Below are 26,843 nucleotides of genomic sequence, written 5' to 3'. Positions count from 1 at the left end.
AATATGCAGAAAGAACTAACAAACATCTTTGTCGCCGAAAGTGATCCACTCATGGCCGTGATTGATATAGCCAAACGCGAAGAGCGTAAAGGTCGCGCTCTCGCCGTTTCAATCCGTCTTGAGGCTCTGGCAACACATATCGCGAATAAAGGCTTAAGCGGGATTGAAGCGGCAGAACTTCTGCGCCGTGAAGCCACCCGCTATGAAAATGAATCTCAGGAGCTGCACTAATGGCCGACGCAATGGATTTAGCACAACAGCGTGAGCAGGAAGACCGCGAGCGCCACATCAGCAACGCGCGCAGCCGTATCGCTGCGCCTTCTCGTTTCCTCTGCGAAGAATGCGACGCACCAATCCCGGAAGCTCGCCGCATTGCGATACCGGGCGTGGCCTTTTGCGTGACCTGTCAGCAAATAGCAGAGCTCAAATCTAAACATTACAGGGGCAATTAAATGAGTATTCATATCGAAGTTGGCGACAAATGGGTTATTACCAGCGACCAGTATCAATTCATCCTGAATGAAAAGAAAGTCGTTAAGTCAGGTAAAAAAGCTGGTGAGGAATGGCTCGACACCATCGGTTATTACCCGAAGATTAACCAGCTTATTTCCGGGCTGATTCATCATCATATTCAGCATTCCTCAATTACCACGCTTGACGCAATGGCATCTGAAATTGAGCGTATTGGAGAAATGTGCGCCTCCTCTATCAAGGCGGCGGCATGAGAAAAACACATCAACTAAAAATCCGGCCTGAGTTTTTTCAGGCTGTAATCAATGGAACGAAAAAAGCTGAGTTTCGTCTAGCTGACCGCGCTTTTGCTGCAGGGGATTTACTTTGCTTAAACGAGTATGGCCCCTGCGAGTATGACCCGCAAAAGGTCGGTTTTACCGGCGCTTTTGTCTACGTGCTAGTGACTCATGTAACTGACCTTAACGAGTGGGCTCCTGGCTATGTGATGCTAAGCATACAGCGTAGGCAAGTGGGGGAGCTATGCGGGTAAGCGTTAATTATGCTTACCCGTGGAACGCTCCACGGTCGGCAATAGCCAGCCCATATCTCACCTATGACCAACAGTATCGCCGCGACCGTATGCTCGCGGCTTTGCTGCATGCGAGAAAGGTGCTTTCTCTCCAGCCTGAGTGCGTGCGCTTTGACGTTTATCGCACCGCTGCAGTGCTGGAGCAAAATCAGGGCAGTCAACGAGCCAATGCCTTTTTAATCAGCTTCTGCAAAAAGGCATTGCCACGTCTTGAACTGGTCGCAAAAAAATACGAATGCGCGGGTATCAACAGCAATGTATCAACCGATGTTTTTGGTGGTCATTTTGATACCCAGCTTATGCAATATCTGGCGTCACGCATGGTTAATATGGTTGCCAGATATAACCGCCTCCCTGATATGTCGCGCGCCGATATTGACTTGCTGGCTGCTGATATCGCTAATTTGATTCGTGCTGAACTGGCTGACATTGATGACACCGGATTTAGCGAGCTTAAAACGCTGTACACCTGGTATATGCGCGCAGGTATTATCTCCCTGCAATTCAACGTTACCCCGCCGCATTGGGAGCGAGTGGCGAATAAATATGTTGGCGAGGATGAAATAGCACCTGCCATCACCCGCATGTTTAATGAGGTTTGGTGGCGTGGCCGCTTGCGGCGCGTTGCGGCTGCATGGCGCGAACACCTGCACATTGCAGTCGGCAGCGTCAGCAAAAAAAGACACGCCTACGCGAGTAAAAACTGCGTGACCGACTGGCGCGAGCAGAAGCGCCGAACGCGCGAGTTTCTCAAGGGGCTGGAGCTCGAAGACGAAGACGGCAATCGCATCAGCCTGATTGAAAAATACGATGGCTCGGTCGCCAACCCTGCAATACGTCGCTGTGAACTGATGACCCGCATCCGTGGGTTTGAAATTATCTGCAATGAGCTTGGCTATGTCGGGGAGTTTTACACCCTGACAGCACCGTCTAAATATCATGCCACAACTAAGGCGGGCTACCGTAACAGCAAATGGAATGGAGCCAGTCCGTCGGACACGCAAAACTATCTCACCAAAATTTGGGCGCGTATCCGGGCGAAACTGCACCGGGAGGGTGTTCGTATTTTCGGTATTCGTGTGGCCGAACCTCATCATGATGGGACGCCGCACTGGCACATGCTTATGTTTATGTTGCCGGAAGATGTCGAATACGTTCGCTACATTGTTCGTAAATATGCGTGGAAAGAAGACCGCCATGAGCTGAAAAGCGATAAAGCCAAAAAAGCACGCTTTCATGCCGAGGCCATTGACCCGGAAAAGGGCAGCGCTACCGGCTATGTCGCTAAATACATTTCCAAAAACATCGACGGCTATGCTCTCGATGGTGAAACCGATGACGAAAGCGGTGAGCTGCTGAAAGAGACCGCCCCCGCCGTTTCGGCATGGGCGGCACGCTGGCACATCCGTCAGTTTCAGTTTATCGGCGGTGCGCCAGTGACGGTCTACCGTGAGTTGCGCCGTCTCGCTGACACCGAGACCGCGCATGGTCTGAGCGTTGAATTTGCTGCTGTCCATGATGCCGCCGACGCCGGTGACTGGGCTGGTTACGTTAATGCGCAGGGTGGGCCGTTTGTCCGTCGCGATGATTTGCAGGTGCGCACGCTGTATGAGCCGCGCGCCGAGTTTAACCAGTATGGTGAGGAAACAGTCTGCATCCGTGGCGTGTACGATTCCGCTGTCGGTGCTGGCACCCCAATTTTAACTCGGCTAACGCAGTGGAAAATTGTGCCGAAGCGTGCCGTTGATTTGGCCGTTGACGTTAAGGGCGCTCCTGCGCCCTCTCGGAGTTCTGTCAATAACTGTACGGGAAGCGAAAGCGATCCACCGATACTGGATTTAACAAAACCTCTGAGTCGGCGTGAAAGACGAGAGTTGACCAACCGACTAAGGAAGCAAAAGCCAGCAACACGGCGAAAATTTACCCACGGAACGGATGAGCAAAACGCAGCTATAGCGAAAACTATCGACGAGATACATCTGACAACCGGCATCACAATTAGCCGGGGCGAAGCCCTGCACCTTATGGCAGGTGGTAAAAGTTGTTTTAACGGTCGATGGGTGCGCGGAACATCAAAAGGTGAAATCTTTGCGGCTACCCCTTCACATCAGGCGCAAGCTCGTAAAATCCTTAGACGCGTTGCGGCTTTAGCGGAAATGGCAACGAAAATTTAACCGTTAATATCCATCCATATCATGTACATACACCAATCGCCCTATTCGTTTTTTTTCTTCCCATCTTTTGCCAATACGTGCTACTGTATAAATATACAGTAACCCTATGGGAGGGATTTCATGGTTGGCGAACATTTCAGCCGAACGCAGCAAAAGTGGGCTTGTGTGCAATTTATTGCCGAGGTATCTCTGATTGCAAACTGCAAGCCATCAGACTTAAAGCTCGCGCTCACTCTCATTGCAGACCTAGCAAACAGCGAAAATAACGAAACCGAAGATGATATTTTTTATAAGGCTGATTAGATTATGAGAATCAATATCACGTTGGATAAAGAGCAAAAAATTAGTCAGGCAACGTTGGATGCACTTGAGGCTGAGCTGTACCGAAATCTTCAACCTATCTACCCAAAGACAGCTATCCGCATTCGCAAAGGTTCTGCAAATGGCGTTGAGCTAAGCGGTTTAAAACTGGACGAAGATAAAAAACGAGTAATGGAAATCATGCAGCAGGTATGGGAGGATGATAGCTGGCTGCATTAATAAACGCCGCCGGTGCTGAAACTCGCTTTCAGAGCCGGCGGGGTTGAACAACGAGCCCCGCGAGGCGTTAGCTGGTTACCAGATTGACACCGAGCGAAAGCAGGTTTGTCACCGCACCGGCAATAACTCCCGGCGTCCCGTCTTTCACCGCACTGATAATCTTATCGCCCATCGTTTCATTACCGCCGAGCGCCTCGGGCTTTTTGTTAAGCACGGCGAGTGCTTTCTCGGTCAGGCGCACATCATGAAAATAGGTCTGGTGGTCTGTTCCGTACTGGATGTAGCCGTTTTCACTGAGAAAAGTGAATGTACCCTCAACCACACTACGCAACTGATTCAGTGCTTTCATTTCCGGTGAGTTAAGTTGGTCAAAGTAGTCATCAGGTAGCGCGGCGTTAAATTTTTCGTAAGTGATGACCTGTGGCACCGGGAAGTTATCCCATAACACCGCAAAGATTTCCGCCGTCTGCTGGTTAAATAATTCGAGGTTTTTGGACATGCATAATTCCCTTTCATCGATAGACCCGTTTGCCGATTGGGCAAAAAAGCTGACTGTAATGGCATCGAATAACGACCTGAGTTCTCGCGAGGTGGAAAGCTACACCGCAAAAATGGTCGACCAAGCCAGTAAAGATGAGCTTACGGTCGTTATAAAACACCTGTTAAACCACATCAGAATGAACAAATAAAAGGATCTATATCAATATGTTATCTCTCGTTTATGAAAATCCGTGGACGACGATTTTTCTGCTGATTGTTGCCAGTATGTGCCTCAACAGTGTTATTGGCGCATTGCGCGGCCAGTAATCGCGACAAAACCAGACCCAAACCGGCACCCTGAATGCCGGTTTTTTTATGCCATTTTCCCGCGATTTCCCCGTTTTTTAGCCGTGCATGCAACAGGTGCATGGTTTTGCATGCGCCGGGGTTGCCCGTTCTGGTCGTGCGCCGCCAGTGCTGGCGCGGATCCAGAGTGGTCATGCAACTGCATTAAAACCGACCCATAAAGCGGGCAGGCGTGGCGGGGAAAGCATTGCGCGCCAGCGGTGGTGCGTAATAATAAAAATTATCGTCTGAGCGCGTCGTGATGGCGCTGGCGTGATTGTTGTCGGTTCGTTGGTGGTCTGGTGTGGACGTGCTCGCGTGGCGCGTCTGAGGCGTGATGGTGGCGGGGTATGAAAAAGCCGCCATGCTGGCGGCTTGAGGGGGATTATTCCGGGTTGTCGAGGGTGTACTCTTTGAACCTGATGACCTCCATGCCGAGCCAGTCGTTTACCTCCCTGAACCTGTCCTGCAGGGGTGACAGCTCGTTACGCACAAATACCTTTGCCACTTTCTCAACGTCACCGAGTGAGCCGATATTCTCGGGCTTGCCGCCCATAAGCTGGAACGGCACGCGGTGCGCGTCCATCAGGTCGGCGGCACTGGCTTTCTTGATGTTGAAAAAGTCATCCTTTGTGGCGACCTCGCTCAGTGGCACGATTTTGATGCCGTCAGGTTTTCCGCCGGGAGCGTAGAAAAACAGGTTCTTAAAGTTGCCGACCCCTTTGGAGTTGCGCATCGCCTCGCGCAGCGATTCGACGTCGGTCGCGCTCTGCGCCGGGTCGGTCACATACATGATGTAACCCGCGTGCGCGCCGTTCTGGTAATACTTGCGGCGGAACAGCGTCGCGGATTCATTCAGCCAGGCGGAATTAAGCGCGCTGAGATATTCGGGCAGGCCATAAATCTCCTGATTAATGTCGGGCTCCAGCAGGTGAAACACGGTGTCAGGTGCGAACTCATGCGGTAGAGTGAAGTTTTCCACAAACCAGAAAATCGAATCGTCGACCCCGCGCCGGGTGTATTTGGCCGGTGAGGCCAGCAGCTTGATTAACTGCCCGGTGACGCTGTGGCGCTGCTCAAGAAAGGCGTTGCCGAATACCAGATAGTCGAGCGCAAAGCGGCTGAAATCCTGACGGGACAGCAACGGGTGCGGAATGTAGGTGCTCGCGAGCACGTTGCGCTTAACGTAAATCGGTGAGCTGTGATGTACAGCAGAGCGCAGGCTCTTTGCCAGCCCGGAGAAGCTGACCGGCGGCTCGTACCATTTGCCGTTACTGATGCACTCGACGTAATCCAGAATGTCACGCTTATCGAGTACCGGCACCGGCTCGCCGAAGGTGAACGCCTCCATTTTTTGCGGGGCGCTGGCGGTCGTGGCGACTGTTTTGCGTGGCTTGCGCTTGCTCATGCTGCCACCTCACCCGCTGCAACAGCGAAAGACCAGTCGCAGCCAAACAGCAGACGATAATCATCGTCGCTGTATTCGCGTTTAATTTCCTCAGGCGCAAAGAGATTGCACCCGCGCTGGCATGCTGCATCCAGAGTGACCGACTGACGCCAGACACCATCCGTGCAAAATACGCTGTCGCCGGTATTGATTATTGGTGACGGTCGGTGATTGCGGAACGTGCCATTCCATACCCGGAAAGCGTCATAATTATCAGAGGGAGAGGTGAACATCGTCAGATTGTGGCGTTTATGACAGGCGATAGCCGCCGCGATTTTTGCCGCATTTCGCGGGTTACTGAACCACCCGAACTCATCAAGGTAGACGTTACCCGCCAGCGCGGCGCAATGGGATTCCTCGCCGACAAAGCTGATAACCGCCCCGCCGTCGAGCTGCAGGCTGTGGCCGTTACTCGTCAGACGGATGCCGACGCGCGCCGAAAGGTTATTCATGTACATCAGCGCCACCCGCGCATGCTCAATGGTGTGAGCAAACCAGACCTGATTATCGCCCGTTGTCAGCGCATCGAGTAGCGCCTCGCGACTAAAGAGCTGCGTTGCGCCAATCTGGCGCGATTTGGTGATGCTGCGGTCGATATTGAGTTTCCCGACACGCAACCATGTTGCCTGATAGTCAAAGCTGTCATTGTGCAGAATATCGGCCATTGCCTGAATCTGGCTTTGTGAGAAAACGTTATTTTTCATTAATTAAACTCCAGAATGGATTTAGGCTGCATGCCGCTACCGGCGGAAAGCGGTTCGTTTAACAGGGCGTGCATGGTCGCCCATGCGATATCGGCGTGACTGGCTTCCTCGGTGCGGCTGGCCTCGTAGGTGGCGCTGCGCCCGCTGCTGGTCATGGTTTTGCGGATGGACATAAACGACTGCGTGACGTCGGTCGCCCCGGCGTCGTACTCAAGACAGCCACGGCGAATGGTGTCTTTTGCCTTGAGTACCATCGCGGTTTTCATCTCAGGCGTGTAACGAATGCCGCGTGCCGCCGGGTAGAATGAGCGCACCAACTGGAACACGCCGAGACCGAGGCCGGTAGCGTCAATGCCGATGTATTCGACGTTGTATTTCTCTGTCAGCTTGCGGATGCCCTCTGCCTGAGCGGCAAAGTCCATGCCTTTCCACTGGTGACGCTCCAGCATGCGGAACTTGCCACCCGAGACCACCGGTGGCGCGAGCACGACGCACCCTGCGCTGTCGCCGGTGTGTGACGGGTCGTAGCCAATCCAGACAGGACGCGAGCCGAATGGATGGTCGGCGAACGGGGCAAAGTCTTCCCATTCCTCCATCACGTCGACCATGCAGCGCTGCAGCTCCTCGAACGGGAATACCGACGCTTTATCGTCGACAAACTCGCACATAAACAGGTTTTTAAAGTCCTCATCACTGTTTTCGCGTTTGAGCTGGTCGAGGTCGAAAAGGGTGCAGCCACCGGCAAGGGCGTCCTCAATGGTGACAATCTGCCGCCACTGGCCATCGTCGCAGAGCTGACCACCGGCGAGCGCGCTGTGACTGATGTCGATTTCGATGCGGTCGGCAATACGGCTGCGCCCCTTGTTGAACAGCTCACCAGACCAGAAGGGGTAAGCGCCGTGCGCCAGCGTGGACGGTGTCGAAAAGTAGGTTGAGCGCAAGTGCTTCTGCGAGGCCATGCCCGACGCGACTTTGCGCAGCTTCTGAAAATTCGGGATCCAGAATATTTCATCGACATACAGGTCGCCGTTATGGCTCTGCGCGGTGTTGGAATTGGTACCGAGAAAAATCAGCTTTGCGCCGTTGTTGCCGATGACAATCGGGTCGCCGGTCAGGTCGACGTCGACCAGCCGCGCAAACTGGATGATGTACTCGCGGAACACGTAAGCCTGCGTTTTACTGGCCGACAGAAATATCTGGTTGTGGCCGGTCTTGAGCGCGCGCAGCAGCGCCTCGCGGGAGAAATAAAACGTCGCGCCAATCTGGCGGGATTTGAGAATATCGCGAATACGGTGCGCCAGCCCTGCGCGGTACCACTGCAACTGGTACTCGAAAGACTGGTCGAAAAATAATTCCTCCAGTTTTTCGATAGCCTCGTCGCTGAAAAAGTTCTTTTTCGGTTTCTTACGCTCGCCCTTGTTACGGTTGGCGATATTGGGGTTAAGGTCGACCTCGTTGCCGGTCTGGCTGTAGCGGTTAACGCGCGCCAGTCGCTCAATCTGCCGCCCGAGCAGGTCAATCTCTTTGAAGTCGCCGCCTGACTTTTGCGGCTTGGCGATGAGCTGAATCAGGCGCGCCTCAAGGCTGCTTTCAACGCGGGAAATCGGTGCGATGCCGTCCCAGCCGTCGCGCTGCTTCCAGCTCTGCACGGTCGGGCGCTTGACCTGCAGCATTTCGGCAATCTGTGGCACGGAAAAACCCTGCCAGTAAAGCAGCGATGCCTGCCGTCGCGGGTCATGCAACAAGGTTGTATCGGTGGAAATGGTCATTGATGCCTCGCCGTAGTGGATTCAGGGCAAGGCTACTTAATGGCCGTCAGTGATTCGCTAAGGTGCTGTTGTGTGGGCGGTTGTCCAGTCGTCATTGGTGGTCTGGTGTGCCCTGAGTCTGGAAACTGGCGTTGACCAGTAACCCCAACCTCAGGACTCCTGACAATGGCAAAAAAAGTCTCAAAATTCTTCCGCATCGGCGTCGAGGGTGACACCTGCGACGGGCGTATTCTCAGCGGTAATGATATTCGGGAAATGGCCGAAACCTATGACCCGCGTGTCTACGGTTGCCGCATCAATCTTGAGCACATTCGCGGTCTGCTGCCTGATGGCGTATTCAAGCGTTATGGTGATGTGGCCGAGCTGAAAGCCGAGCAAATTGATGACGACTCTGCGCTTAACGGCAAATGGGCGTTGTTTTCCAAAATTTCCCCGACCGATGACCTTATTGCGCTGAATAAAGCCGGTCAGAAGGTCTACACCTCAATGGAGATTCAGCCGAATTTTGCCAATACCGGCAAATGCTACCTCGTCGGCCTTGCGGTCACCGATGACCCGGCGAGCCTCGGCACTGAATACCTCGAATTCTGTCGCAACGCGAAGCACAACCCGCTGCAGCGCTTTAAGGCCAACCCTGAAAACGTCTTTTCCGTTGCCACGCTGGCCGAGCTGGAATTTGAAGACGTTCCCGACACGGTGCTAAACAGCCTGGCCGATAAGGTGAAAGCCATTTTTAGCCGTAAGCAGGTCAGCGACGATGCGCGCCTGAATGATGTGCATGAAGCGGTGACCACCGTCAGCGAGCATGTGCAGACCAATCTGACCGCGCAGGATAAGCGCATTTCCGATATGGAAACCGCGTTTGCCACTTTCAAACAGGAACTGACCGGCAAGGTTGAAGAAACCAGCCAGGCATTTTCCGCCCTGAAAACCACCCTCGACAAAACCGAAAGTTTCAGCCAGCCGCGACGCACAAAAGCCAGCGGCGGTGGCGGCGATGAGCTGCTGACCGACTGCTGATAAACCGCAGACCGAAACCGGGCGGAAACCCCGCCCGATGCTGTGACTAACCGATTAATTCAAACAGGAAATACTATGCGTCAGGAAACCCGTTTTAAGTTCAATGCCTATCTGACCCAGCTCGCCAAACTGAACGGCATCAGCGTTGATGACGTCAGCAAAAAATTCACCGTCGAGCCGTCCGTCACGCAAACGCTGATGAACACCGTGCAGGCGTCATCTGCGTTTCTGCAGACGATTAACATTCTGCCTGTCGCAGAAATGAAGGGCGAGAAAATCGGCGTCGGTGTGACCGGCACCATCGCCAGCACGACCGACACCTCGGGCGACAAAGAGCGCCAGACCGCAGATTTCACCGCGCTTGAGTCCAACAAGTACGAGTGCAATCAGATTAACTTTGACTTCCACCTGACCTATAAACGCCTCGACCTGTGGGCGCGTTTTCAGGACTTCCAGCGCCGCATCCGCGACGCCATTGTCCAGCGTCAGGCACTGGATTTCATCATGGCCGGGTTCAACGGTACCACCCGCGCTGATACCTCAGACCGCAGCAAAAACCCGATGCTGCAGGATGTGGCCGTCGGCTGGCTGCAGAAGTACCGCAACGAAGCCCCGGCGCGCGTGATGAGCAAAATAACCGCTGAGGACGGTACCGTTATTTCTGACGTGATTCGCGTTGGCAAAAACGGCGACTATGAGAACCTCGACGCGCTGGTGATGGACGGCACCAACACCCTGATTGACGAGATTTATCAGGATGACCCGAAACTCGTTGCCATCGTTGGCCGTAAGCTGCTGGCCGACAAATATTTCCCGCTGGTCAACAAACAGCAGGAAAACACCGAGTCGCTGGCGGCGGATATCATCATCAGCCAGAAGCGAATCGGCAACCTGCCAGCCGTTCGCGTGCCGTACTTCCCGGCGAATGCGGTATTCGTGACCACGCTGGAAAACCTCTCTATCTACTTCATGGATGAGAGCCACCGCCGCAGCATTGATGAGAACCCGAAAAAAGACCGCGTCGAAAACTACGAGTCGATGAACATCGACTATGTGGTCGAGGCGTATGCCGCCGGGTGCCTGCTGGAAAACATCACCCTGGGCGATTTCACCGCACCTGCAGCACCGGAAAGCGGAGAGTAAGCCCATGACGAGCCCCGCACAGCGTCACATGATGCGGGTCTCGGCCTCTCAAGCTGCGCAGCGGGAACAAGCCCCGCTGCGCCACGCAACCGCCTATGAGCAGATGCTGGTAAAGCTGGCCGATGACCGCCGCACGTTGAAAACCATCCGTTCAAACGAACTGAAAGCCGCGAAAAAGCGCGAGCTGCTGCCGTTCTATGCGCCGTGGGTGGCCGGTGTGCTGGCTGATGGCCGTGGCGCGCAGGATGACATTGTCATGACCGTCATGCTGTGGCGTCTCGATGCCGGTGATATCGCTGGCGCGCTGGAAATTGCGCCCTACGCGCTGAAATACGGCCTCACATCAGACCATCGTCGCACCACGCCTTACATGCTGGTTGAGGAAGTGGCGCTTGCGGCACAGCGCTTGCGCGATGCCGGTGAGCCTGTCGACCTCGCATTACTGCTGACCACCCTCAGTCTGACCGACGGTGCTGACGTTCCCGATATGGTGCGCGCCCGTCTGCATAAGGTGTCTGGTCTGACCCTGCGCGATGCCGGTCAGAATGCCGAGGCGCTGGCACAGTTTCAGCGCGCGATGCAGCTAGACCGCAATGCCGGTGTGCGCAAAGAGATTGAGCGACTGGAGCGCGCATTGAAGCCAAAGCCAGAGGCAGCACCCCGTAAAACGACTAAACCGCGCACGCGCAAACCTGCCACCAAACCGGCGGCAAAGCGCGGGCGTCCACCAAAGGCGGTAAAAACCGCCGGTTAACTGAACGCTCCCCGAGCCGGGCGGCACGCCGGTCAAAGCGGGTTTTGACCCTGACGGCGACCGGCGTCCACCGCCCAACCTAATGAGGTTGTCATGACGACAGTAATACTGAATCAGCCCGACGAACCGCAGGACGTACCGGGCGTGGTGATTCCCGCACCGGAGACGGGCGACGCAGTGATTAAAAACACGTTCTTTTTCCCTGATGTGGATCCGAAGCGCGTGCGTGAGCTGATGCGCCTTGAGCAGACGGTTTCCGATGCGCGCCTGCGCAACGCCATCAAAACCGGCATGGCGGAAACCAATGCGGAGCTTTACGACTACCGGCTGCGCCAGATTGCCTCCGGGTTTAAGACACTGGCTGACGTGCCTGATGCCGAGGAAATCGACGGCGAGAACGTGCGCGTTTTCCACTACCTCAGCGCCGTGACGGCGATGGCGACCGCCACCCTGTATGAGCGTTATCGCGGGGTTGAGGCCACCGGCAAAGGTGACAAAAAAGCCGACAGCGTCGAAACCACCATTGATGACCTGTGGCGGGATATGCGCTGGTCGGTCTCGCGCCTGCAGGACAAGCCGCGCTGTATCGTGGGTCAGCTCTGATGAAAGTCTACGCGATGCAGGGCGACACCCTCGACGCGCTTTGCGCCCGGTATTACGGGCGCACTGAGGGCGTGGTCGAGACGGTGCTGCAGGCTAATCCCGGTCTGTCTGAGCTGGGCGTCATTCTGCCGCATGGCACGGCGATTGACCTGCCAGACGTTGAAACATCACCCACGGCGGAGACCCTGAACCTATGGGACTGAGTATGGAAAAAATCACCACGTTTATCGCCTACTGGCTGGCCGTGGGTCTGGCGTATTTCGGGGCAATGTCGCCCGAAAAGCTGGCGCTGTATGTGGGTAGTCTGTGCGCCATTTTTACGGCGGCGGTGAATTTCTGGTACCGGCGCAAAACCTTTCGTTACCTGACCGAAATGGGAATCGACAAAGGGGTGACCCGTGAGCTCAATCGTTAAACGTTGCAGTGTGGCCGCAGTGCTGGCGCTGGCGGCACTGATGCCTGATTTTCGTCTGCTGAATACCTCGCCTGATGGTCTGGCACTGATTGCCGACCTCGAAGGGTGTCGCCTGACACCTTACCAGTGCAGCGCGGGCGTGTGGACGTCAGGCATCGGCCACACTGCCGGGGTGGTACCGAAACGCGATATCACCGAGCGCGAAGCGGCGGCAAATCTGGTCGCTGACGTGCTGAACACCGAGCGACGTCTCGCGGTCTGTGTGCCGGTCACCATGCCGCAACAGGTTTACGACGCGCTGGTCAGTTTCTCTTTTAACGTCGGCACCGGCGCGGCCTGTCGCTCGACGCTGGTCTCTTACATCAAGCGTCATCAGTGGTGGCAGGCATGTGACCAGCTAACCCGCTGGGTGTACGTCAATGGCACTAAAAACAAAGGGCTGGAAAACCGCCGCGCGCGGGAACTGGCGTATTGCATGAAAGGAGTAACTCAATGAAAAAATATTTACGTACCCTGATGTTTGATGCCCTGCTGGCACTGGTTCTGCTTTGGGGGCTGGTATCGCCGCAAAGCGCTGCCGTTAATTTTGTGGTCGCATGGGCGCTGTTTGGCAGTTTTGTCTGCATTACGGCGAGCCTCGCCGGTGTGGTCGCCTATGAGCACTGGCTGCAAAATACCGGCAAAAGCATTCCCGTCAATCCAGACCTGATGAAGGTATTTCGCGTCGTCTTTTGTCGCAAACCTTCGCAGGCGCGCCACGCATGGTCTCTCATTATTTTCTCTGCTACCACGGGCTGTCTGCTTGGGGCTGGCTGGATCCTTACCGCGCTGGTGTACCTGCTTTGTGTTCTGACTTTTAAGGCCGTTCGCGAGACTTACCGCCAGCGCATAGAGGGGGCTGGCCTGTGTCCAGAATCATTGTGATGTTTCTGGCCTCTGCGCTGGTGCTGGCTGTGCTCGGGCTGCTGTGGTTGCGCCATGAGAACGGCAATTTATCCCGCTCCTTTGAGACGGCAAACCGTGTCGCGAGCGAACAAAAGACGACGATTGGCATGCTGAAAAATCAGCTCAGTGTTGCCGGTACGCTCGCCCGACGTAATGAATCAGCGCAGGTGGAACTACGCGAGCAGCTCGCAAAGGCAAGCGCAGAGGCCAGCCGCCGTGAACAGACGATAACGAGGTTACTTAATGAAAATGAAGCCTTTCGCCGCTGGTATAACGCTGCTCTGCCTGACGTTGTGCGTCGGCTGCACACCCGCGCCGCCTGCGCCAGCGCCGGTGATTGTGGTGAGCGGATGCCCGAGGGTGAGCCTTTGCCCGATGCCGGGAAGTGACCCGAAAACCAATGGTGACCTGAGCGCAGATATCCGCCGCCTTGAGGGCGCGCTGACCGCCTGCGCGCTGCAGGTCAAAACCGTCAAAAACTGTCAGGATGAACTCGATGCAGAAGCACAAAAGCCTGCGCAAAGCGCTGATTAACGCCGTGCCACAGCTCCGAAATAACCCCGATATGCTGCGCCTTTTTGCCGACAACGGCCATAACGATTCCAGACTGGCGAGCTCGCTGTCGTTTGAAAAGGTGTACGTGCTTAACGTGGTGGTGACCGACTTCACCGGTGACCTTGATTTGATATTCGTGCCGGTGCAGGCGTGGCTGCGTGAACATCAGCCGGACATTATGACCACCGACGACGGGCGGGAAAAAGGATTCACCTGGATTATTGATATCAATAACGACGATTCGCTCGATATCAGTATCAGCCTGAGACTCACCGAGCGCACGCTCGTCAAAGAGGTCGACGGCGCGCTGCATGTCAGCTATGCCCCAGAACCGCCGCTGCCTGAACCGGTGACGCGCCCGGTCGAGCTGTACGTTAACGGCGAACTGGTGAGTAAGTGGGATGAGTGAGTTAACCGCACTGCAGGAACGCCTTGCCGGTCTGATAGCCAGCCTGTCACCAGCGGCACGTCGGCAAATGGCGGCTGAGATTGCGAAAAAGCTGCGTACCAGTCAGCAACAGCGCATTAAGCGCCAGCAGGCACCCGACGGCACCCCGTATGCCGCGCGAAAGCGCCAGCCGGTGCGGAGCAAGAAAGGGCGCATTAAGCGCGAAATGTTCGCCAAGCTGCGCACCAGTCGCTTTATGAAAGCCAAAGGCAGCGACAGTGCGGCGGTGGTGGAGTTTACCGGCAAGGTGCAGCGCATGGCTCGGGTGCATCAGTACGGGCTCAAAGACCGGCCAAACCGCAACAGCCGGGATGTGCAGTACGAGGCGCGCCCGTTGCTCGGTTTCACCCGCGACGATGAGCAGATGATTGAAGACGTCATTATCAGTCACCTCGGCAAATAAATATTGTGTGAGCCACCACCGGAGCCGCGCGAATTGGCGCGACTCCAGACCAGAGGCATCCTTGCACCATGAATACGTTATCCACGATACAGGAGCTCGCGCGCGCGATTCGTAACCTCATCCGCTCAGGTGTGGTGACTGAGGTCGATACCGTGCAGGGGCTGTGCCGCGTACAAAGCGGCGGGATCCAGACTACATGGCTGAACTGGCTGACCACCCGCGCCGGTCGTTCGCGGACGTGGTGGGCTCCTTCGGTCGGTGAGCAGGTTCTGCTGCTGGCAATCGGTGGCGAGCTTGATACCGCTTTCGTGCTGCCGGGTATTTTCTCTGACGATAACCCCGCCCCGTCTGCCTCGGCGGATGCGTGGCATGTGGCTTTCCCTGATGGTGCGGTCATTGAGTACGAACCCGAGACCGGCGCGCTGACGGTCAGCGGCATCAAAACTGCCGACGTGACGGCATCGGATTCCATCACAGCAACCGTGCCGCTGGTACTGGTGAAAGCCTCGACCAGCATCACCCTCGACACCCCGGAGGTGATTTGCACCAACAAGCTAACGACGGCGACGCTTGAGGTGCAGAAAGGCGGCAAGATGAGCGGCAATATCGAACATACCGGCGGGTCACTGTCGTCTAATGGCAAGGTACTCCACACCCATAAACACCCGGGCGACAGCGGCGGGCAAACGGGGGCACCGTTATGACGGCGCGCTATCAGGGTATGAACCGAAATACCGGCCTCGGCATCAGCGACGCTGAGCACATCAGCCAGAGCATGCGCGATATTCTGCTGACGCCTGTCGGCTCGCGGGTGATGCGCCGTGAATATGGCTCGCTTCTGTCGGCGCTGATTGATATGCCGCAAAACCCGGCGCTCAGGCTGCAAATTATGGTGGCGTGCTATTCGGCTATCCAGAAGTGGGAGCCGCGCATCAGGCTTACCGCCATCAACTTTGAGACCGGCGACGCTGGCGAAATGTATGTCGATATTACCGGGATGCGTACCGATAACGGTGCGTCAGTTTCAACCACTGTTTCACTGAGTTAAATCACTATGGCAACCGTTGACCTGAGTCAGTTACCCGTTCCCGATGTGGTTGAGGAACTGGACTATGAAACTATCCTTGCGGAACGCAAAGCGATACTGATTTCGCTCTATCCCGAAGACCAGCAGGAGGCCATTGCCCGGACACTGGCGCTTGAGTCAGAGCCGATTGTTAAGCTGCTGCAGGAAAACGCCTACCGTGAAGTTATCTGGCGTCAGCGGGTGAACGAAGCCGCGCAGGCGGTGACGCTGGCCTATTCTGCCGGTAACGACCTCGACGTCGTGGCCGGGAACAACAATACCGAACGCCTGACCATCACCCCGGCGGATGACAACACCATCCCGCCGACACCTGCCGTTATGGAATCTGATACTGACCTGCGACTGCGCACGCAACAGGCGTTTGAGGGCTTGAGCGTGGCGGGGCCGGTCGGCGCATATGAGTATCACGGACGCAGCGCCGACGGGCGGGTCGCTGACGTTTCGGTCGCAAGCCCGTCGCCAGCCTGCGTGACGATTACCGTGTTATCCCGAGAGGGCGACGGCACCGCCAGCCCTGATTTACTGGCGATTGTTGATAAGGCGCTGAATGCCGAAGATGTGCGCCCGGTGGCTGACCGGGTGACTGTCCAGTCAGCCGAGATTGTGCAGTACCAGATTGACGCGACGCTCTACGTTTACCCCGGCCCCGAGTCTGAGCCAATCAGGCAGGCATCAGAGCAAAAGCTGCAGAGCTACATCAGCGCGCAGCACCGGCTCGGGCGTGATATCCGTCTGTCGGCCATTTACGCGGCGCTGCATGTTGAGGGGGTGCAGCGTGTCGAACTGGCATCACCGCAGGCCGACATAGTGCTGAGTAAGTCGCAGGCGTCGAACTGCACCGAGTACCAGATAACTATCGGGGGCTCGGATGAGTGACAGGCTGTTACCCGTTGGCTCGTCGCCGCTGGAAGTTGCCGCCACTGCTGCACTCTCTGAGATTCAGCGCGTGCCGGTACCGTTGCGCACCCTGTGGAACTGGCGTACCTGCCCGGTAAACCTGCTGCCGTATCTGGCGTGGGCGCTGTCGGTCGACCGGTGGGATGAGAAATGGCCGGAGGCGACAAAGCGCAGCGTCTGCGCGTCCTCGTTTTTCGTCCATCAGCACAAAGGCACCATCAGCGCATTGCGTCGGGTGGTTGAGCCGCTCGGCTTTCTGATTGAGGTGCGCGAGTGGTGGCAGCTCGACGAGGAGCCAGGCACATTCCGCCTCGTTGTCGGCGTGCTCGACAGCGGCATCACTGACGAAATGTATCAGGAGCTTGAGCGCCTGATTGAAGACGCCAAACCGGCAAGTCGCCACCTGACGGGGCTGGCTATCAGCCTGAGTGCAACCGGCGAGCTGTATGTCGGCGCGGGATGCTACGACGGCGACGCGCTGACCGTTTACCCCTATACCCCCGAGGAAATTGTCGTCGGTGGTGAATATTACCCGGCCTCGGCCATCCATTTGATTGATAACCTGAGAGTGAACGCATGACCGCAAAATATTTTGCCATTCTGACCAATCAGGGCGCGGCGCGGCTGGCGAACGCGGCGGCACTCGGTACCAAGCTCAACCTGACGCAGATGGCCGTCGGTGATGCGAATGGTACGTTGCCGACACCTGACCCGGCGCAGACGAAGCTCATTAACCAGAAGCGCATCGCGCCGCTGAACCTGCTGACCGTTGACCCGGCCAATACCAGCCAGATTATCGCGGAACAGATTATTCCCGAGAGTGAGGGTGGTTTCTGGATCCGCGAGATTGGTCTCTATGACGACGACGGCATCCTGATTGCCGTGGCGAACTGCCCGGAGACCTACAAGCCGCAACTGCAGGAGGGAAGCGGTCGCACGCAGACCATTCGCATGATTCTGATTGTATCGAGCACGTCGGCAATCACCCTGAAAATTGACCCGTCGGTCGTGCTGGCAACGCGCCAGTATGTTGACGATAAGGTTATTGAGGTGAAAGCCTATGCTGATGACCTGATGAAAAAGCATGTGGATGCAGCTAATCCGCATGCTCAATATTTGAAAATCGCCAGCAATCTTAAAGAGATTGCTGACGCGGGAAATGCTGCTGTTCAGGCGGCACAAAGTTATCTTGGTCTGGATTCGGGGGCGACAATGCCAGCCGCTACGGGGCTTGATAGCAATGCAGGATATCTTTCGGTGCCAGCAATGATTAACGGTGCAAAGAAGAAAATGATTATCCAGTGGCGGATTATCTCTGTACCTCAGTCTTCTGACGGGAGTCTTGTGACAGTAGATGCAACATGGCCGATTGCGTTTCCTACGGCATGCCTTTCGATTAATCAGGCACTCACGAATTCATTAATTTATGCAACCAACGGCACTCCATTTACCAGCGCTGCAATTGTTGACAGAACCGCGTTTAAAGCCGCGTCGGCTTATACCAAATCAACATCAACCGTGACCGTGTGGGGGGTAGGCTACTAATGACTGCGTATTTTTATTCACCGTCAGAAAATGCGTTTTATGCTACAGGTCTGAAGGAGGATTACGAACAAGCTGGTACATGGCCGGATGATGGCGTCGAGATTGATGATGTGCTTGCTGAGAAATTTATGAATGATGCCCCGGAGGGTAAAACTCGCGCGTCTGGTGATGATGGCTTGCCGTGCTGGGTTGACATTCCACCGCCTACCATTGATGAGCTTATTGAGCGCGCAGAGGTAACGCGTAGCAATCTAATTGCCGAGGCACGGGATAAAATCAGTCTGTGGCAAACCGAGCTGCAGCTCGGCATCATCAGCGATGATGACAAAGCCAGTCTGATTGCATGGATGAAATACATTCAGGCGCTGAACGCGGTTGACACCTCAACGGCACCGGATATCGAGTGGCCGGTTAAACCGGAATAAAGCAAGGCGGGCTGATGCCCGTCTTTTTTATGATTTGTTTATGTGCCATCCCCTACCCATCGCCGACAAATAGCCCCTCACCAGACCAGCCAGGACAATAACACTCGCCCACTAACCACGGAGTTAACCGGATGAGTGATTTTCACCACGGCGTACAGGTGCTTGAGATTAACGACGGCACTCGCGTCATTTCCACTGTAGCAACCGCAATCGTCGGCATGGTCTGTACGGCCAGCGATGCGGATGCCGAAACATTTCCCCTCAACGAGCCGGTACTGATTACCAATGTGCAGAGCGCTATTGCGAAAGCCGGTAAAAAAGGCACGCTATCTGCCTCCCTGCAGGCTATCGCCGACCAGTCAAAACCCGTCACCGTTGTCGTGCGCGTAGCCGAAGGTGTCGACGATGACCCGGATGCGGCTCAGGCACAGACCATTTCTAACATCATCGGCGGCACGGATGAGAACGGTAAATACACCGGTATCAAAGCGCTGTTGACTGCCGAAGCGGTCACCGGCGTTAAGCCGCGCATTCTCGGCGTGCCGGGTCTCGATACGCAGGAAGTCGCAACCGCACTCGCATCGGTCTGTATCAGCCTGCGCGCCTTTGGCTATGTCAGCGCATGGGGCTGTAAGACCATTTCCGAAGCGATGGCCTATCGCGAGAATTTCAGTCAGCGCGAACTGATGGTCATCTGGCCTGACTTCCTCGCATGGGACACCACCACGAACGCCACCGCAACAGCCTACGCCACCGCTCGCGCGCTCGGCCTACGCGCCTACATCGACCAGACTGTCGGCTGGCATAAAACCCTGTCTAACGTCGGCGTGCAGGGTGTCACCGGCATCAGCGCGTCAGTATTCTGGGATTTGCAGGCATCCGGCACCGATGCTGACCTGCTTAACGAGGCCGGGGTCACGACGCTGGTGCGCAAGGATGGTTTCCGCTTCTGGGGTAACCGCACCTGCTCTGATGACCCGCTTTTCCTGTTTGAGAACTACACCCGCACCGCGCAGGTGCTGGCCGACACGATGGCCGAGGCGCACATGTGGGCGGTCGACAAGCCCATCACCGCATCGCTTATCCGTGACATTGTCGACGGTATTAACGCCAAATTCCGCGAGCTGAAATCAAATGGCTACATCGTGGACGGTGAATGCTGGTTCGACGAGGAATCGAACGATAAGGAAACCCTCAAGGCCGGGAAACTGTATATCGACTACGACTATACACCGGTTCCACCACTGGAAAGCCTGACCCTGCGCCAGCGTATCACCGATAAATATCTGGTGAATCTGGCCGAATCGGTCAACAGCTAAGGAGCCTGAAATAACATGGCACTACCCCGCAAACTCAAATATCTGAACATGTTCAACGACGGTCTGAGCTACATGGGCGTTGTTGAATCCGTGACGCTGCCGAAGCTGACCCGCAAGCTCGAAAACTATCGCGGCGGCGGCATGAATGGTGCGGCGGCGATTGACCTCGGTCTCGACGATGATGCGTTAACCGTCGAGTGGTCTGTCGGTGGCCTGCCTGATGTGGCGCTGTGGGCGCAGTACGCCGCGCCGGGTGCTGACGCTGTGCCGCTGCGTTTTGCTGGATCCTACCAGCGCGACGACACCGGCGAAATCATCGCGGTCGAGGTGGTCATGCGTGGCCGTCATAAGGAAATCGACGGCGGCGAAAATAAGCAGGGTGAAAACACCTCGACCAAACTGTCGACCGTTTGCACCTATTACCGCCTGACGATTGATGGTAGCGACGTCATCGAAATCGACACCGTCAACATGGTCGAGAAGGTGAACGGCGTCGACCGTCTTGAACAGCACCGCCGCGCAATCGGGCTGTAATTCCCTGACCGGTCAGTATGGCTGGCCGGTTATTAATCCCCTTTCAGAGCAGAGATAAAATCATGGCAAAAGCACCACGTAAAACCGCTGGATTTGTTGATACGGCTGGCAATGAAATTGACACCTTAAACCCGAACGTCGTGACCCTCGACAAGCCGATTAAGCGCGCCGGTCAGACGATTGATAAAGTCACCCTGATTGAGCCGAACGCCGGTACCCTGCGCGGCGTCAGTCTGGCGGCGGTTGCGCAGTCCGAAGTCGATGCGCTGATTAAAGTGCTGCCCCGCATGACCTATCCCGCGCTCACCACACAAGAGCTAACCGCGATGAACCTGCCCGATATGCTGTCGCTGGCCGCTAAGGTGATTGGTTTTTTGTCACCGGCTTCGGCGGAGTAGACTTCCCGCCCGACCTGTCGACCGATGACCTGATGGCGGATATTGCAGTGATATTTCACTGGTCGCCATCAGAGCTCTATTCCCTGAGCCTGACCGAGCTCATCACATGGCGCGAAAAGGCGCTACAGCGTAGCGGAAACCACAATGAGTAATAACCTGAGACTTGAGGTGTTGCTGAAAGCGGTCGACCAGGCGACCCGACCGCTTAAATCTATCCAGACCGCGAGTAAAACCCTGTCGGGCGAGATTCGCGACACGCAAAAAGGGCTGCGTGACCTGAATGGTCAGGCATCGAAAATCGACGGCTTTCGTAAGGCAAGCGCGCAACTGGCCGTGACCAGTCAGGCGCTTGACAAGGCGAAGCGCGAAGCCGGTGAGCTGGCTGTGCAGTTTAAAAACACCACCAGTCCGACTCGCGCGCAGGCGCAGGCACTCGAAGCGGCAAAGCGTGCCGCCTCTGAGCTGCAGACGAAATACAACAGTCTGAGAACGTCGGTACAGCGCCAGCGCTCCGAACTGATGCAGGCGGGTATTAACACCCGCACCTTGTCTGCCGATGAGCATCGGCTCAAAACCTCAATCAGCGAAACGACGGCGCAGCTTAACCGCCAACGTGAGGCACTGGCGCGCGTCAGTGCGCAGCAGGCGAAATTAGGCCGGGTGAAAGAGCGATATAAATCAGGTAAAGAGCTTGCCGGTAATGTGGGGGCGGCTGGCGCTGCCGGGGTAGGGGTGGCTACCGCCGGGCTTTATGGTGCATCTCGCTTTATTGCCCCGGGTATTGGCTTTGATAAGCAAATGTCAGGCACTCAGGCAATTCTCGGGTTGAATAAGGGTGATGAAAAACTCGCACAAATCAGGAAACAGGCGCGTGATATTGGGGCGACGACAGCATTTTCGCCGGGTGATGTTGCCCGTACACAAACTACACTAGCGCGTTCGGGTTATAAGGCTGATGACGTGCTGGCGGCGACAGGGTCAACAGTTAATTTAAGTCTTGCCGCAGATGTGGATATTGCCGAAGCCGCTGACATTATCACGAATATGCAGTCGGCATTTAATCTGCCTACAACGGAAATCCAGCGGGTGGCGGATGTGATGACCAAAGGATTTACGTCATCAAATACCGGACTCGTTGAGTTAGGCGAGGCAATGAAATATGTCGCCCCGATAGCTGAGGCGGCGGGGGCAAGTATCGAAGATACTACCGCAATGCTCGGCATACTGGCAGATAACGGCATCAAAGGGTCAATGGCGGGAACGGGGGCGAGCGCCATCTTTAACCGTCTGCAGGCTCCACTCGGTAAAGCCGTTGATGCTATCGCCGAGTTGGGTGTTAAAACCCGTGACTCTAAAGGCAACATGCTCCCGGTGGAGCAAATCCTCAAAGCCATTAACCTTTCATTTGCTAAAAATAAGCTGGGTACTGCTGAACAAGGCGAGTACCTGAAAGTTATTTTCGGTGAAGAGGCGATGAAAGGAGCGATTAAGCTGGTTGCTGCTGCTGGTGATGGTTCTCTTGATAAAAAGCGAAATGAGATAAAGAACTCTGCCGGTACCACGGAGCTTATTGCAAAAATTCAAACCGATAACCTCGATGGGGATTTAAAAAACCTTCAGTCAGCATGGGAAGACTTGCAGATTGAAGTGTTTGAAAAAGAAGATTCTGCGCTGCGTAAGTTAACCACATCGGCTACAGAGTGGTTAGGCACCGTAGGGGCGTGGACAAAGGCAAATCCAGAGCTGACTAAAACCATTTTTACAGTCGTTACCGGCGCGCTGGCTTTCATCGGTGTGATTGGCGCTATTGGGCTGGTTGCATGGCCGGTTATTGCTGGGATAAATGCCATTATCGCCGCTGCTGGCGTGTTGGGTACGGTCTTTACTGTTGCTGGTAGTGCCATTGTGACAGCGCTCGGTGCGATTACCTGGCCGATTGTGGCCGTCGGTGCGGCGATTGTGGCCGGGGCGCTACTCATCCGCAAATATTGGGAGCCCATCAGCGCATTTTTCTCGGGGGTGATTGAGGGCATCATGAGCGCCTTTGCACCGGTCGGGGAAATGTTCGCTCCACTGGCTCCAATCTTTGACGGACTCGGTGAGAAGCTGCGCGGCGTCTGGCAATGGTTTAAAGACCTGATTGCCCCGGTCAAGGCCACGCAGGAGACGCTTGATAGCTGCAAAAATGTCGGCGTTATTTTTGGTCAGGCACTGGCCTCTGCCTTGATGGCTCCGCTCAATGTTTTTAACAAGCTGCGCAGCGGTGTCGACTGGCTTCTCGAAAAACTCGGCATCATCAACAAAGAATCGGACAGCCTCGACCAGACTGCCGCCAAAACCAACGCTGCCACGCAGGGTAATTCCTACATCCCGGCAACCAGCACATATGGCGGCTATCAGGCTTATCAGCCAGTTACCGCACCGGCGGGGCGCTCTTACATTGACCAGAGCAAAAGCGAATACAACATCACTCTGCCGGGAGGTGTTGCGCCGGGGCATCAGCTTGACAGACAGCTACGCGACACGCTCGAACAGATTGAGCGCGAAAAGCGTGCGCGTCAGCGTGCCAGTATGGGCCATGACTGAGAGGAATAAACGATGATGCTTGCGCTTGGAATGTTTGTGTTTGAACGCCGCACCCTGCCTTATCAGTCGATGCAATACTCGAAAGATTATCGCTGGGCGTCTAATGACAGAGTGGGTAAACCGCCTGCGTATCAGTTTCTCGGTGAGGGGGAAAACGCGATCCAGCTTGCCGGTACGCTTTACCCTGCTATTACCGGCGGTCGTATATCCCTGCTTGCTGTTGAGCTGATGGCCGACGAGGGCAGAGCATGGCCGCTTATTGAGGGAACCGGCAATATCTTCGGGATGTATATCGTCGATAAGGTTTCGACCACGCATACCGAATTTTTCAGCGACGGCGCGGCCAGAAAGATTGATTTCACCCTTTCGCTTAAACGGGTCGACGAATCACTGACGGCAATGTTTGGCGACCTGAATAAGCAGGCCGGCGAACTTCTCGGCTCTGCCGGTAATCTGACCGATAAGCTGCAGGGTGTGCTCGGAGGGCTGACCGCATGATTACGGGCATGACCATCGACGCCGGCACCAGTCTTGCACCGGCATTTATGCTGACGCTGAACAGCCAGGACATTACCAGCAATTTTAGTGACCGACTGATTTCTCTCACCATGACAGACAACCGTGGATTCGAGGCTGACCAGCTTGACATTGAGCTCGACGATACCGACGGCAAAGTCGAGTTACCCCTGCGCGGGGCGGTGCTGACGCTGTGGCTTGGCTGGCAGGGTTCGGCGCTTCTGAATAAGGGAGATTTCACGGTCGATGAGATTGAGCATCGGGGCGCGCCTGATACCCTGACCATTCGGGCGCGTAGTGCAGATTTTCGCGGAACGCTCAATTCACGGCGTGAAGAATCATGGCACGACACCACCCTCGGTGAGCTGGTCAGCTCCATTGCAAAGCGCAATAAACTGACGGCCAGTGTCGCGGATTCACTGAAAAAAATACCGGTGCCGCATATCGACCAGTCGCAGGAGTCCGACGCCGTATTTCTGACCCGGCTGGCTGACCGAAATGGGGCGGCGGTGTCAGTGAAAGCGGGAAAACTCCTGTTTCTGAAAGCCGGTAGTGCGATGACGGCCAGCGGTAAACCCGTCCCACAAATGACGCTGACCCGCAGCGATGGCGACCGTCACCAGTTTGCCATTGCCGACCGTGGGGCTTATACCGGCGTAACGGCAAAATGGTTGCACACCAAAGACCCGAAGCCGCAAAAGCAGAAAGTAACACTGAAACGTAAGCCAAAAGAGAAGCACCTGCGCGCACTGGAGCACCCGAAAGCAAAGCCGGTTAGCAAAAAGACAAAGGCCAAAAAAGAGCCGGAGGCGCGCGAGGGTGAGTATATGGCCGGTGAGGCCGATAACGTGCTAGCGCTGACGACTGTCTACGCTTCTAAGGCGCAGGCGATGCGCGCCGCTCAGGCTAAGTGGGATAAGCTGCAGCGAGGCGTTGCGGAATTTTCAATTACGCTGGCTCTCGGTCGAGCTGACTTGTTCCCTGAGACGCCGGTGCGCGTATCAGGCTTTAAGCGCGTCATAGACGAGCAATCTTGGCTAATCAGTAAGGTAACTCACAATCTGAGTAATGGCGGCTTCACGACGGGTTTAGAGCTTGAGGTTAAGCTTTCTGACGTGGAATACAGCTCGGAGGAAAGCGAGTAGCAAAAAAGCAAACCTTAACTTGCAAATGCAAATTTAAAGTATATTATTCCCTCAGACACGCCAGCAGGGGAAAAATTATGATGCATTGCCCGTTATGCCAGAACGCCGCTCATGCTCGCACTAGCAGATACCTTAGTACCGAAACGAAAGAGCGTTATCATCAATGCCAAAACATTAATTGTGGCTGCACGTTTATAACTTTTGAGACGCTATCGAGATTCATCATGAAACCGGGAGCTGTTGAGCCTGCCCCGCCCCACCCTGTAAGAAACCAGCAACAGCAACTTTGGCTTTAAACCTGCTTCGGCAGGTTTTTTTTTACTTCTGCCGCCATCAAGTAAAACTCCGTCGCCAATTTGCCGCCATCGGCAATAAAAAAGGGGTTAGCATTACGCTAACCCCTTGTTTTATACAAGCTTTCGGATGTTGCGAAAGCGCGTTATTAGTTAAGACGCTCTTTGATACGAGCAGACTTACCAGTACGCTCACGCAGGTAGTACAGTTTAGCTTTACGAACAGCACCACGACGTTTGACAGAAATGCTGTCAACTACCGGAGAGTGAGTCTGGAAGACACGCTCAACGCCTTCGCCGTTGGAAATTTTACGAACAGTGAATGCAGAGTGCAGACCGCGGCTACGAATAGCGATAACCACGCCCTCAAATGCCTGCAGACGTTTTTTGGAACCTTCAACAACCCATACTTTCACTTCCACGGTATCACCCGGACGGAAGGAAGGTACGTCCTGCTTCATCTGCTCTTGTTCAAGTTGCTTAATAATGTTGCTCATAATTTAATCTCTTATCCTGGGTAAACTGATATATCGGGAGCGTATTACGCTTGCCCATCATGTTTATGTTGCTGTTGTGCGTGTTCCGTTTTGAACTCCGCCAGCAACCTTGCTTGCTCTTCAGTCAGAGCCAGGTTTTCCAGAAGTTCAGGTCTTCTAAGCCAGGTACGGCCCAGCGACTGTTTCAAACGCCAGCGACGTATCTCCGCATGGTTCCCCGACAGTAACACCGCCGGTACTTCCATCGTCTCTAACACTTCAGGTCGGGTATAGTGTGGACAGTCCAGCAATCCATCGGCAAAAGAATCTTCCGTTGCCGAAGCTTCATGACCCAGAACCCCCGGAATGAACCGGGAAACGGAGTCAATCAGCGTCATTGCTGGTAACTCACCACCACTGAGAACGTAATCGCCGATTGACCATTCTTCGTCAATTTCGGTTTGGATCACGCGCTCATCTATGCCTTCGTAGCGACCACAGACCAGAATCAGTTTTTGATTCGTTGCCAGTTCGCTCACGCCCGCTTGATCAAGCTTGCGTCCCTGAGGTGACAGATAAATCACCTTTGCGCCTTCACCCGCCGCGCTTTTTGCTGCATGAATAGCATCCCGCAAGGGTTGCACCATCATTAACATCCCCGGTCCGCCGCCGTAAGGACGATCGTCCACGGTACGGTGCCGGTCATGCGTGAAGTCCCGGGGACTCCAGCTCTGGATGCTCAGCAGGCCATTTTTTACTGCCCGGCCAGTTACCCCGTAATCGGTAATTGCGCGGAACATTTCAGGAAACAGGCTAATTATGCCAATCCACATAG

At 55.2% G+C, this 26,843-nt stretch carries 41 protein-coding genes; 34 read left to right on the top strand and 7 right to left on the bottom strand.

Annotated elements, in window-relative coordinates:
* The first annotated feature begins 3 nt into the window (after positions 1–3).
* From NNO04_RS11830 to NNO04_RS11800, 7 genes are all read left to right on the top strand, one after another.
* The gene (locus NNO04_RS11830) at positions 4–231 is read left to right on the top strand and encodes a DUF2732 family protein (protein WP_023333090.1); all 228 of its coding nucleotides are present in this window, start codon (positions 4–6) and stop codon (positions 229–231) included.
* A complete protein-coding gene (locus tag NNO04_RS11825) occupies positions 231–452 on the top strand; it encodes a TraR/DksA family transcriptional regulator (RefSeq protein ID WP_271444801.1) in 222 nt (73 codons plus the stop codon). The genes NNO04_RS11830 and NNO04_RS11825 overlap by 1 nt, the downstream gene beginning before the upstream one ends.
* Positions 453–725 carry a DUF5405 family protein gene (locus NNO04_RS11820; RefSeq protein ID WP_271444800.1) on the top strand — a complete coding sequence of 91 codons (273 nt, stop codon included), beginning with the start codon at positions 453–455 and terminating at the stop codon, positions 723–725. It abuts the gene before it with no gap.
* Positions 722–1,003: a DUF3850 domain-containing protein gene (locus NNO04_RS11815; RefSeq protein ID WP_079953755.1), complete on the top strand. Its 282-nt coding sequence runs from the start codon at positions 722–724 to the stop codon at positions 1,001–1,003. Before NNO04_RS11820 ends, NNO04_RS11815 begins: the two co-directional genes overlap by 4 nt.
* Positions 994–3,216, top strand: coding sequence for a replication endonuclease (locus NNO04_RS11810; RefSeq protein ID WP_271444799.1), 2,223 nt, complete (start codon positions 994–996; stop codon positions 3,214–3,216). Before NNO04_RS11815 ends, NNO04_RS11810 begins: the two co-directional genes overlap by 10 nt.
* A 120-nt stretch (positions 3,217–3,336) precedes the next feature.
* On the top strand, positions 3,337–3,519 hold the full coding sequence (locus tag NNO04_RS11805; RefSeq protein ID WP_000232650.1) for a hypothetical protein: 183 nt from the start codon (positions 3,337–3,339) through the stop codon (positions 3,517–3,519).
* A 3-nt stretch (positions 3,520–3,522) separates the two neighbouring features.
* Positions 3,523–3,756, top strand: coding sequence for a DinI family protein (locus tag NNO04_RS11800; RefSeq protein WP_001222154.1), 234 nt, complete (start codon positions 3,523–3,525; stop codon positions 3,754–3,756).
* A gap of 67 nt (positions 3,757–3,823) precedes the next feature.
* Here NNO04_RS11800 and NNO04_RS11795 read toward each other — a convergent pair whose 3' ends face one another.
* Entirely contained in the window at positions 3,824–4,255 is a 432-nt protein-coding gene (locus NNO04_RS11795) for a hypothetical protein (protein WP_248047245.1), read from the bottom strand.
* Here NNO04_RS11795 and NNO04_RS22775 point away from each other — a divergent pair.
* A complete protein-coding gene (locus tag NNO04_RS22775; RefSeq protein WP_333908993.1) occupies positions 4,254–4,445 on the top strand; it encodes a hypothetical protein in 192 nt (63 codons plus the stop codon). The two genes, NNO04_RS11795 and NNO04_RS22775, sit on opposite strands and share 2 nt — an antisense overlap.
* A gap of 301 nt (positions 4,446–4,746) precedes the next feature.
* On the opposite strand, the gene NNO04_RS11790 is transcribed toward NNO04_RS22775, so the two are convergent.
* The 4 genes from NNO04_RS11790 to NNO04_RS11775 are packed head-to-tail and all read right to left on the bottom strand — an operon-like array spanning position 4,747 to position 8,501.
* Positions 4,747–4,947 carry a hypothetical protein gene (locus tag NNO04_RS11790; RefSeq protein ID WP_271444798.1) on the bottom strand — a complete coding sequence of 67 codons (201 nt, stop codon included), beginning with the start codon at positions 4,945–4,947 and terminating at the stop codon, positions 4,747–4,749.
* 19 nt (positions 4,948–4,966) lie between these two features.
* Positions 4,967–5,989 (bottom strand): phage portal protein, encoded by a 1,023-nt coding sequence (locus NNO04_RS11785; RefSeq protein ID WP_271444797.1) that lies wholly within the window; start codon positions 5,987–5,989, stop codon positions 4,967–4,969.
* On the bottom strand, positions 5,986–6,732 hold the full coding sequence (locus tag NNO04_RS11780; protein WP_271444796.1) for a terminase large subunit domain-containing protein: 747 nt from the start codon (positions 6,730–6,732) through the stop codon (positions 5,986–5,988). The genes NNO04_RS11785 and NNO04_RS11780 overlap by 4 nt, the downstream gene beginning before the upstream one ends.
* Complete coding sequence (locus tag NNO04_RS11775; protein ID WP_271444795.1) at positions 6,732–8,501, bottom strand: terminase ATPase subunit family protein; 1,770 nt, start codon at positions 8,499–8,501, stop codon at positions 6,732–6,734. The genes NNO04_RS11780 and NNO04_RS11775 overlap by 1 nt, the downstream gene beginning before the upstream one ends.
* A gap of 165 nt (positions 8,502–8,666) precedes the next feature.
* On the opposite strand from NNO04_RS11775, the gene NNO04_RS11770 reads away from it, so the two are divergent.
* The 26 genes from NNO04_RS11770 (at position 8,667) to NNO04_RS11645 (ending at position 25,535) form a co-directional block, all read left to right on the top strand.
* Entirely contained in the window at positions 8,667–9,521 is an 855-nt protein-coding gene (locus NNO04_RS11770; protein ID WP_271444794.1) for a GPO family capsid scaffolding protein, read from the top strand.
* Between the two features lie 75 nt (positions 9,522–9,596).
* A complete protein-coding gene (locus NNO04_RS11765) occupies positions 9,597–10,664 on the top strand; it encodes a phage major capsid protein, P2 family (RefSeq protein WP_046092411.1) in 1,068 nt (355 codons plus the stop codon).
* A gap of 4 nt (positions 10,665–10,668) precedes the next feature.
* Positions 10,669–11,418, top strand: a complete 750-nt coding sequence (locus NNO04_RS11760) for a phage terminase small subunit (protein WP_271444793.1) — start codon at positions 10,669–10,671, stop codon at positions 11,416–11,418.
* A gap of 93 nt (positions 11,419–11,511) precedes the next feature.
* Complete coding sequence (locus NNO04_RS11755; protein ID WP_181242528.1) at positions 11,512–12,021, top strand: head completion/stabilization protein; 510 nt, start codon at positions 11,512–11,514, stop codon at positions 12,019–12,021.
* Complete coding sequence (locus NNO04_RS11750) at positions 12,021–12,224, top strand: tail protein X (RefSeq protein WP_042325371.1); 204 nt, start codon at positions 12,021–12,023, stop codon at positions 12,222–12,224. Before NNO04_RS11755 ends, NNO04_RS11750 begins: the two co-directional genes overlap by 1 nt.
* Positions 12,215–12,436 carry an HP1 family phage holin gene (locus tag NNO04_RS11745; RefSeq protein WP_001437784.1) on the top strand — a complete coding sequence of 74 codons (222 nt, stop codon included), beginning with the start codon at positions 12,215–12,217 and terminating at the stop codon, positions 12,434–12,436. The genes NNO04_RS11750 and NNO04_RS11745 overlap by 10 nt, the downstream gene beginning before the upstream one ends.
* Positions 12,420–12,932, top strand: coding sequence for a lysozyme (locus NNO04_RS11740; protein ID WP_271444792.1), 513 nt, complete (start codon positions 12,420–12,422; stop codon positions 12,930–12,932). Before NNO04_RS11745 ends, NNO04_RS11740 begins: the two co-directional genes overlap by 17 nt.
* Positions 12,929–13,360, top strand: coding sequence for a DNZ54_00345 family protein (locus tag NNO04_RS11735; RefSeq protein ID WP_271444791.1), 432 nt, complete (start codon positions 12,929–12,931; stop codon positions 13,358–13,360). Before NNO04_RS11740 ends, NNO04_RS11735 begins: the two co-directional genes overlap by 4 nt.
* The gene (gene lysB / locus NNO04_RS11730; RefSeq protein WP_271444823.1) at positions 13,360–13,770 is read left to right on the top strand and encodes an Rz-like lysis system protein LysB; all 411 of its coding nucleotides are present in this window, start codon (positions 13,360–13,362) and stop codon (positions 13,768–13,770) included. The genes NNO04_RS11735 and lysB overlap by 1 nt, the downstream gene beginning before the upstream one ends.
* Complete coding sequence (gene lysC / locus NNO04_RS11725) at positions 13,673–13,915, top strand: Rz1-like lysis system protein LysC (protein WP_271444790.1); 243 nt, start codon at positions 13,673–13,675, stop codon at positions 13,913–13,915. Before lysB ends, lysC begins: the two co-directional genes overlap by 98 nt.
* Positions 13,878–14,345: a phage tail protein gene (locus NNO04_RS11720; RefSeq protein ID WP_271444789.1), complete on the top strand. Its 468-nt coding sequence runs from the start codon at positions 13,878–13,880 to the stop codon at positions 14,343–14,345. Before lysC ends, NNO04_RS11720 begins: the two co-directional genes overlap by 38 nt.
* Positions 14,338–14,787, top strand: a complete 450-nt coding sequence (locus NNO04_RS11715) for a phage virion morphogenesis protein (RefSeq protein WP_181506537.1) — start codon at positions 14,338–14,340, stop codon at positions 14,785–14,787. Before NNO04_RS11720 ends, NNO04_RS11715 begins: the two co-directional genes overlap by 8 nt.
* A 68-nt stretch (positions 14,788–14,855) precedes the next feature.
* Positions 14,856–15,491: a phage baseplate assembly protein V gene (locus tag NNO04_RS11710; protein WP_113788131.1), complete on the top strand. Its 636-nt coding sequence runs from the start codon at positions 14,856–14,858 to the stop codon at positions 15,489–15,491.
* Positions 15,488–15,835: a GPW/gp25 family protein gene (locus NNO04_RS11705; RefSeq protein ID WP_271444788.1), complete on the top strand. Its 348-nt coding sequence runs from the start codon at positions 15,488–15,490 to the stop codon at positions 15,833–15,835. The genes NNO04_RS11710 and NNO04_RS11705 overlap by 4 nt, the downstream gene beginning before the upstream one ends.
* 6 nt (positions 15,836–15,841) lie before the next feature.
* Positions 15,842–16,750: a baseplate assembly protein gene (locus NNO04_RS11700; protein ID WP_271444787.1), complete on the top strand. Its 909-nt coding sequence runs from the start codon at positions 15,842–15,844 to the stop codon at positions 16,748–16,750.
* Positions 16,743–17,351 carry a phage tail protein I gene (locus NNO04_RS11695; RefSeq protein ID WP_271444786.1) on the top strand — a complete coding sequence of 203 codons (609 nt, stop codon included), beginning with the start codon at positions 16,743–16,745 and terminating at the stop codon, positions 17,349–17,351. The genes NNO04_RS11700 and NNO04_RS11695 overlap by 8 nt, the downstream gene beginning before the upstream one ends.
* The gene (locus NNO04_RS11690; RefSeq protein WP_271444785.1) at positions 17,348–18,316 is read left to right on the top strand and encodes a phage tail protein; all 969 of its coding nucleotides are present in this window, start codon (positions 17,348–17,350) and stop codon (positions 18,314–18,316) included. The genes NNO04_RS11695 and NNO04_RS11690 overlap by 4 nt, the downstream gene beginning before the upstream one ends.
* On the top strand, positions 18,316–18,741 hold the full coding sequence (locus tag NNO04_RS11685) for a tail fiber assembly protein (RefSeq protein WP_271444784.1): 426 nt from the start codon (positions 18,316–18,318) through the stop codon (positions 18,739–18,741). Before NNO04_RS11690 ends, NNO04_RS11685 begins: the two co-directional genes overlap by 1 nt.
* 131 nt (positions 18,742–18,872) lie before the next feature.
* The gene (locus tag NNO04_RS11680; protein ID WP_271444783.1) at positions 18,873–20,060 is read left to right on the top strand and encodes a phage tail sheath protein; all 1,188 of its coding nucleotides are present in this window, start codon (positions 18,873–18,875) and stop codon (positions 20,058–20,060) included.
* Between the two features lie 15 nt (positions 20,061–20,075).
* The gene (locus NNO04_RS11675; protein ID WP_001207674.1) at positions 20,076–20,594 is read left to right on the top strand and encodes a phage major tail tube protein; all 519 of its coding nucleotides are present in this window, start codon (positions 20,076–20,078) and stop codon (positions 20,592–20,594) included.
* Between the two features lie 62 nt (positions 20,595–20,656).
* Complete coding sequence (locus NNO04_RS11670; RefSeq protein WP_271444782.1) at positions 20,657–20,992, top strand: phage tail assembly protein; 336 nt, start codon at positions 20,657–20,659, stop codon at positions 20,990–20,992.
* Positions 20,993–21,006: 14 nt separating this feature from the next.
* The gene (locus tag NNO04_RS11665; RefSeq protein ID WP_308303393.1) at positions 21,007–21,144 is read left to right on the top strand and encodes a GpE family phage tail protein; all 138 of its coding nucleotides are present in this window, start codon (positions 21,007–21,009) and stop codon (positions 21,142–21,144) included.
* A complete protein-coding gene (locus NNO04_RS11660; protein WP_271444781.1) occupies positions 21,137–23,578 on the top strand; it encodes a phage tail tape measure protein in 2,442 nt (813 codons plus the stop codon). Before NNO04_RS11665 ends, NNO04_RS11660 begins: the two co-directional genes overlap by 8 nt.
* Before the next feature lie 12 nt (positions 23,579–23,590).
* Positions 23,591–24,076: a phage tail protein gene (locus NNO04_RS11655; RefSeq protein ID WP_271444780.1), complete on the top strand. Its 486-nt coding sequence runs from the start codon at positions 23,591–23,593 to the stop codon at positions 24,074–24,076.
* Entirely contained in the window at positions 24,073–25,239 is a 1,167-nt protein-coding gene (locus NNO04_RS11650; RefSeq protein WP_271444779.1) for a phage late control D family protein, read from the top strand. Before NNO04_RS11655 ends, NNO04_RS11650 begins: the two co-directional genes overlap by 4 nt.
* Before the next feature lie 77 nt (positions 25,240–25,316).
* A complete protein-coding gene (locus NNO04_RS11645; RefSeq protein WP_072056585.1) occupies positions 25,317–25,535 on the top strand; it encodes a DNA-binding transcriptional regulator in 219 nt (72 codons plus the stop codon).
* 146 nt (positions 25,536–25,681) lie between these two features.
* Here the strand turns inward: NNO04_RS11645 and rplS are convergent, their stop codons facing one another.
* Entirely contained in the window at positions 25,682–26,029 is a 348-nt protein-coding gene (rplS, locus tag NNO04_RS11640; RefSeq protein WP_198906340.1) for a 50S ribosomal protein L19, read from the bottom strand.
* Between the two features lie 44 nt (positions 26,030–26,073).
* A complete protein-coding gene (trmD, locus tag NNO04_RS11635; RefSeq protein ID WP_162382694.1) occupies positions 26,074–26,841 on the bottom strand; it encodes a tRNA (guanosine(37)-N1)-methyltransferase TrmD in 768 nt (255 codons plus the stop codon).
* Positions 26,842–26,843 lie beyond the last annotated feature (2 nt).

This window comes from Citrobacter sp. Awk 4, from assembly GCF_028069725.1.
GTDB lineage: Bacteria > Pseudomonadota > Gammaproteobacteria > Enterobacterales > Enterobacteriaceae > Citrobacter_D.
The sequence above is the reverse complement of the archived record's forward strand: the minus strand, read 5'-3'. Positions and strand labels throughout refer to the sequence as shown.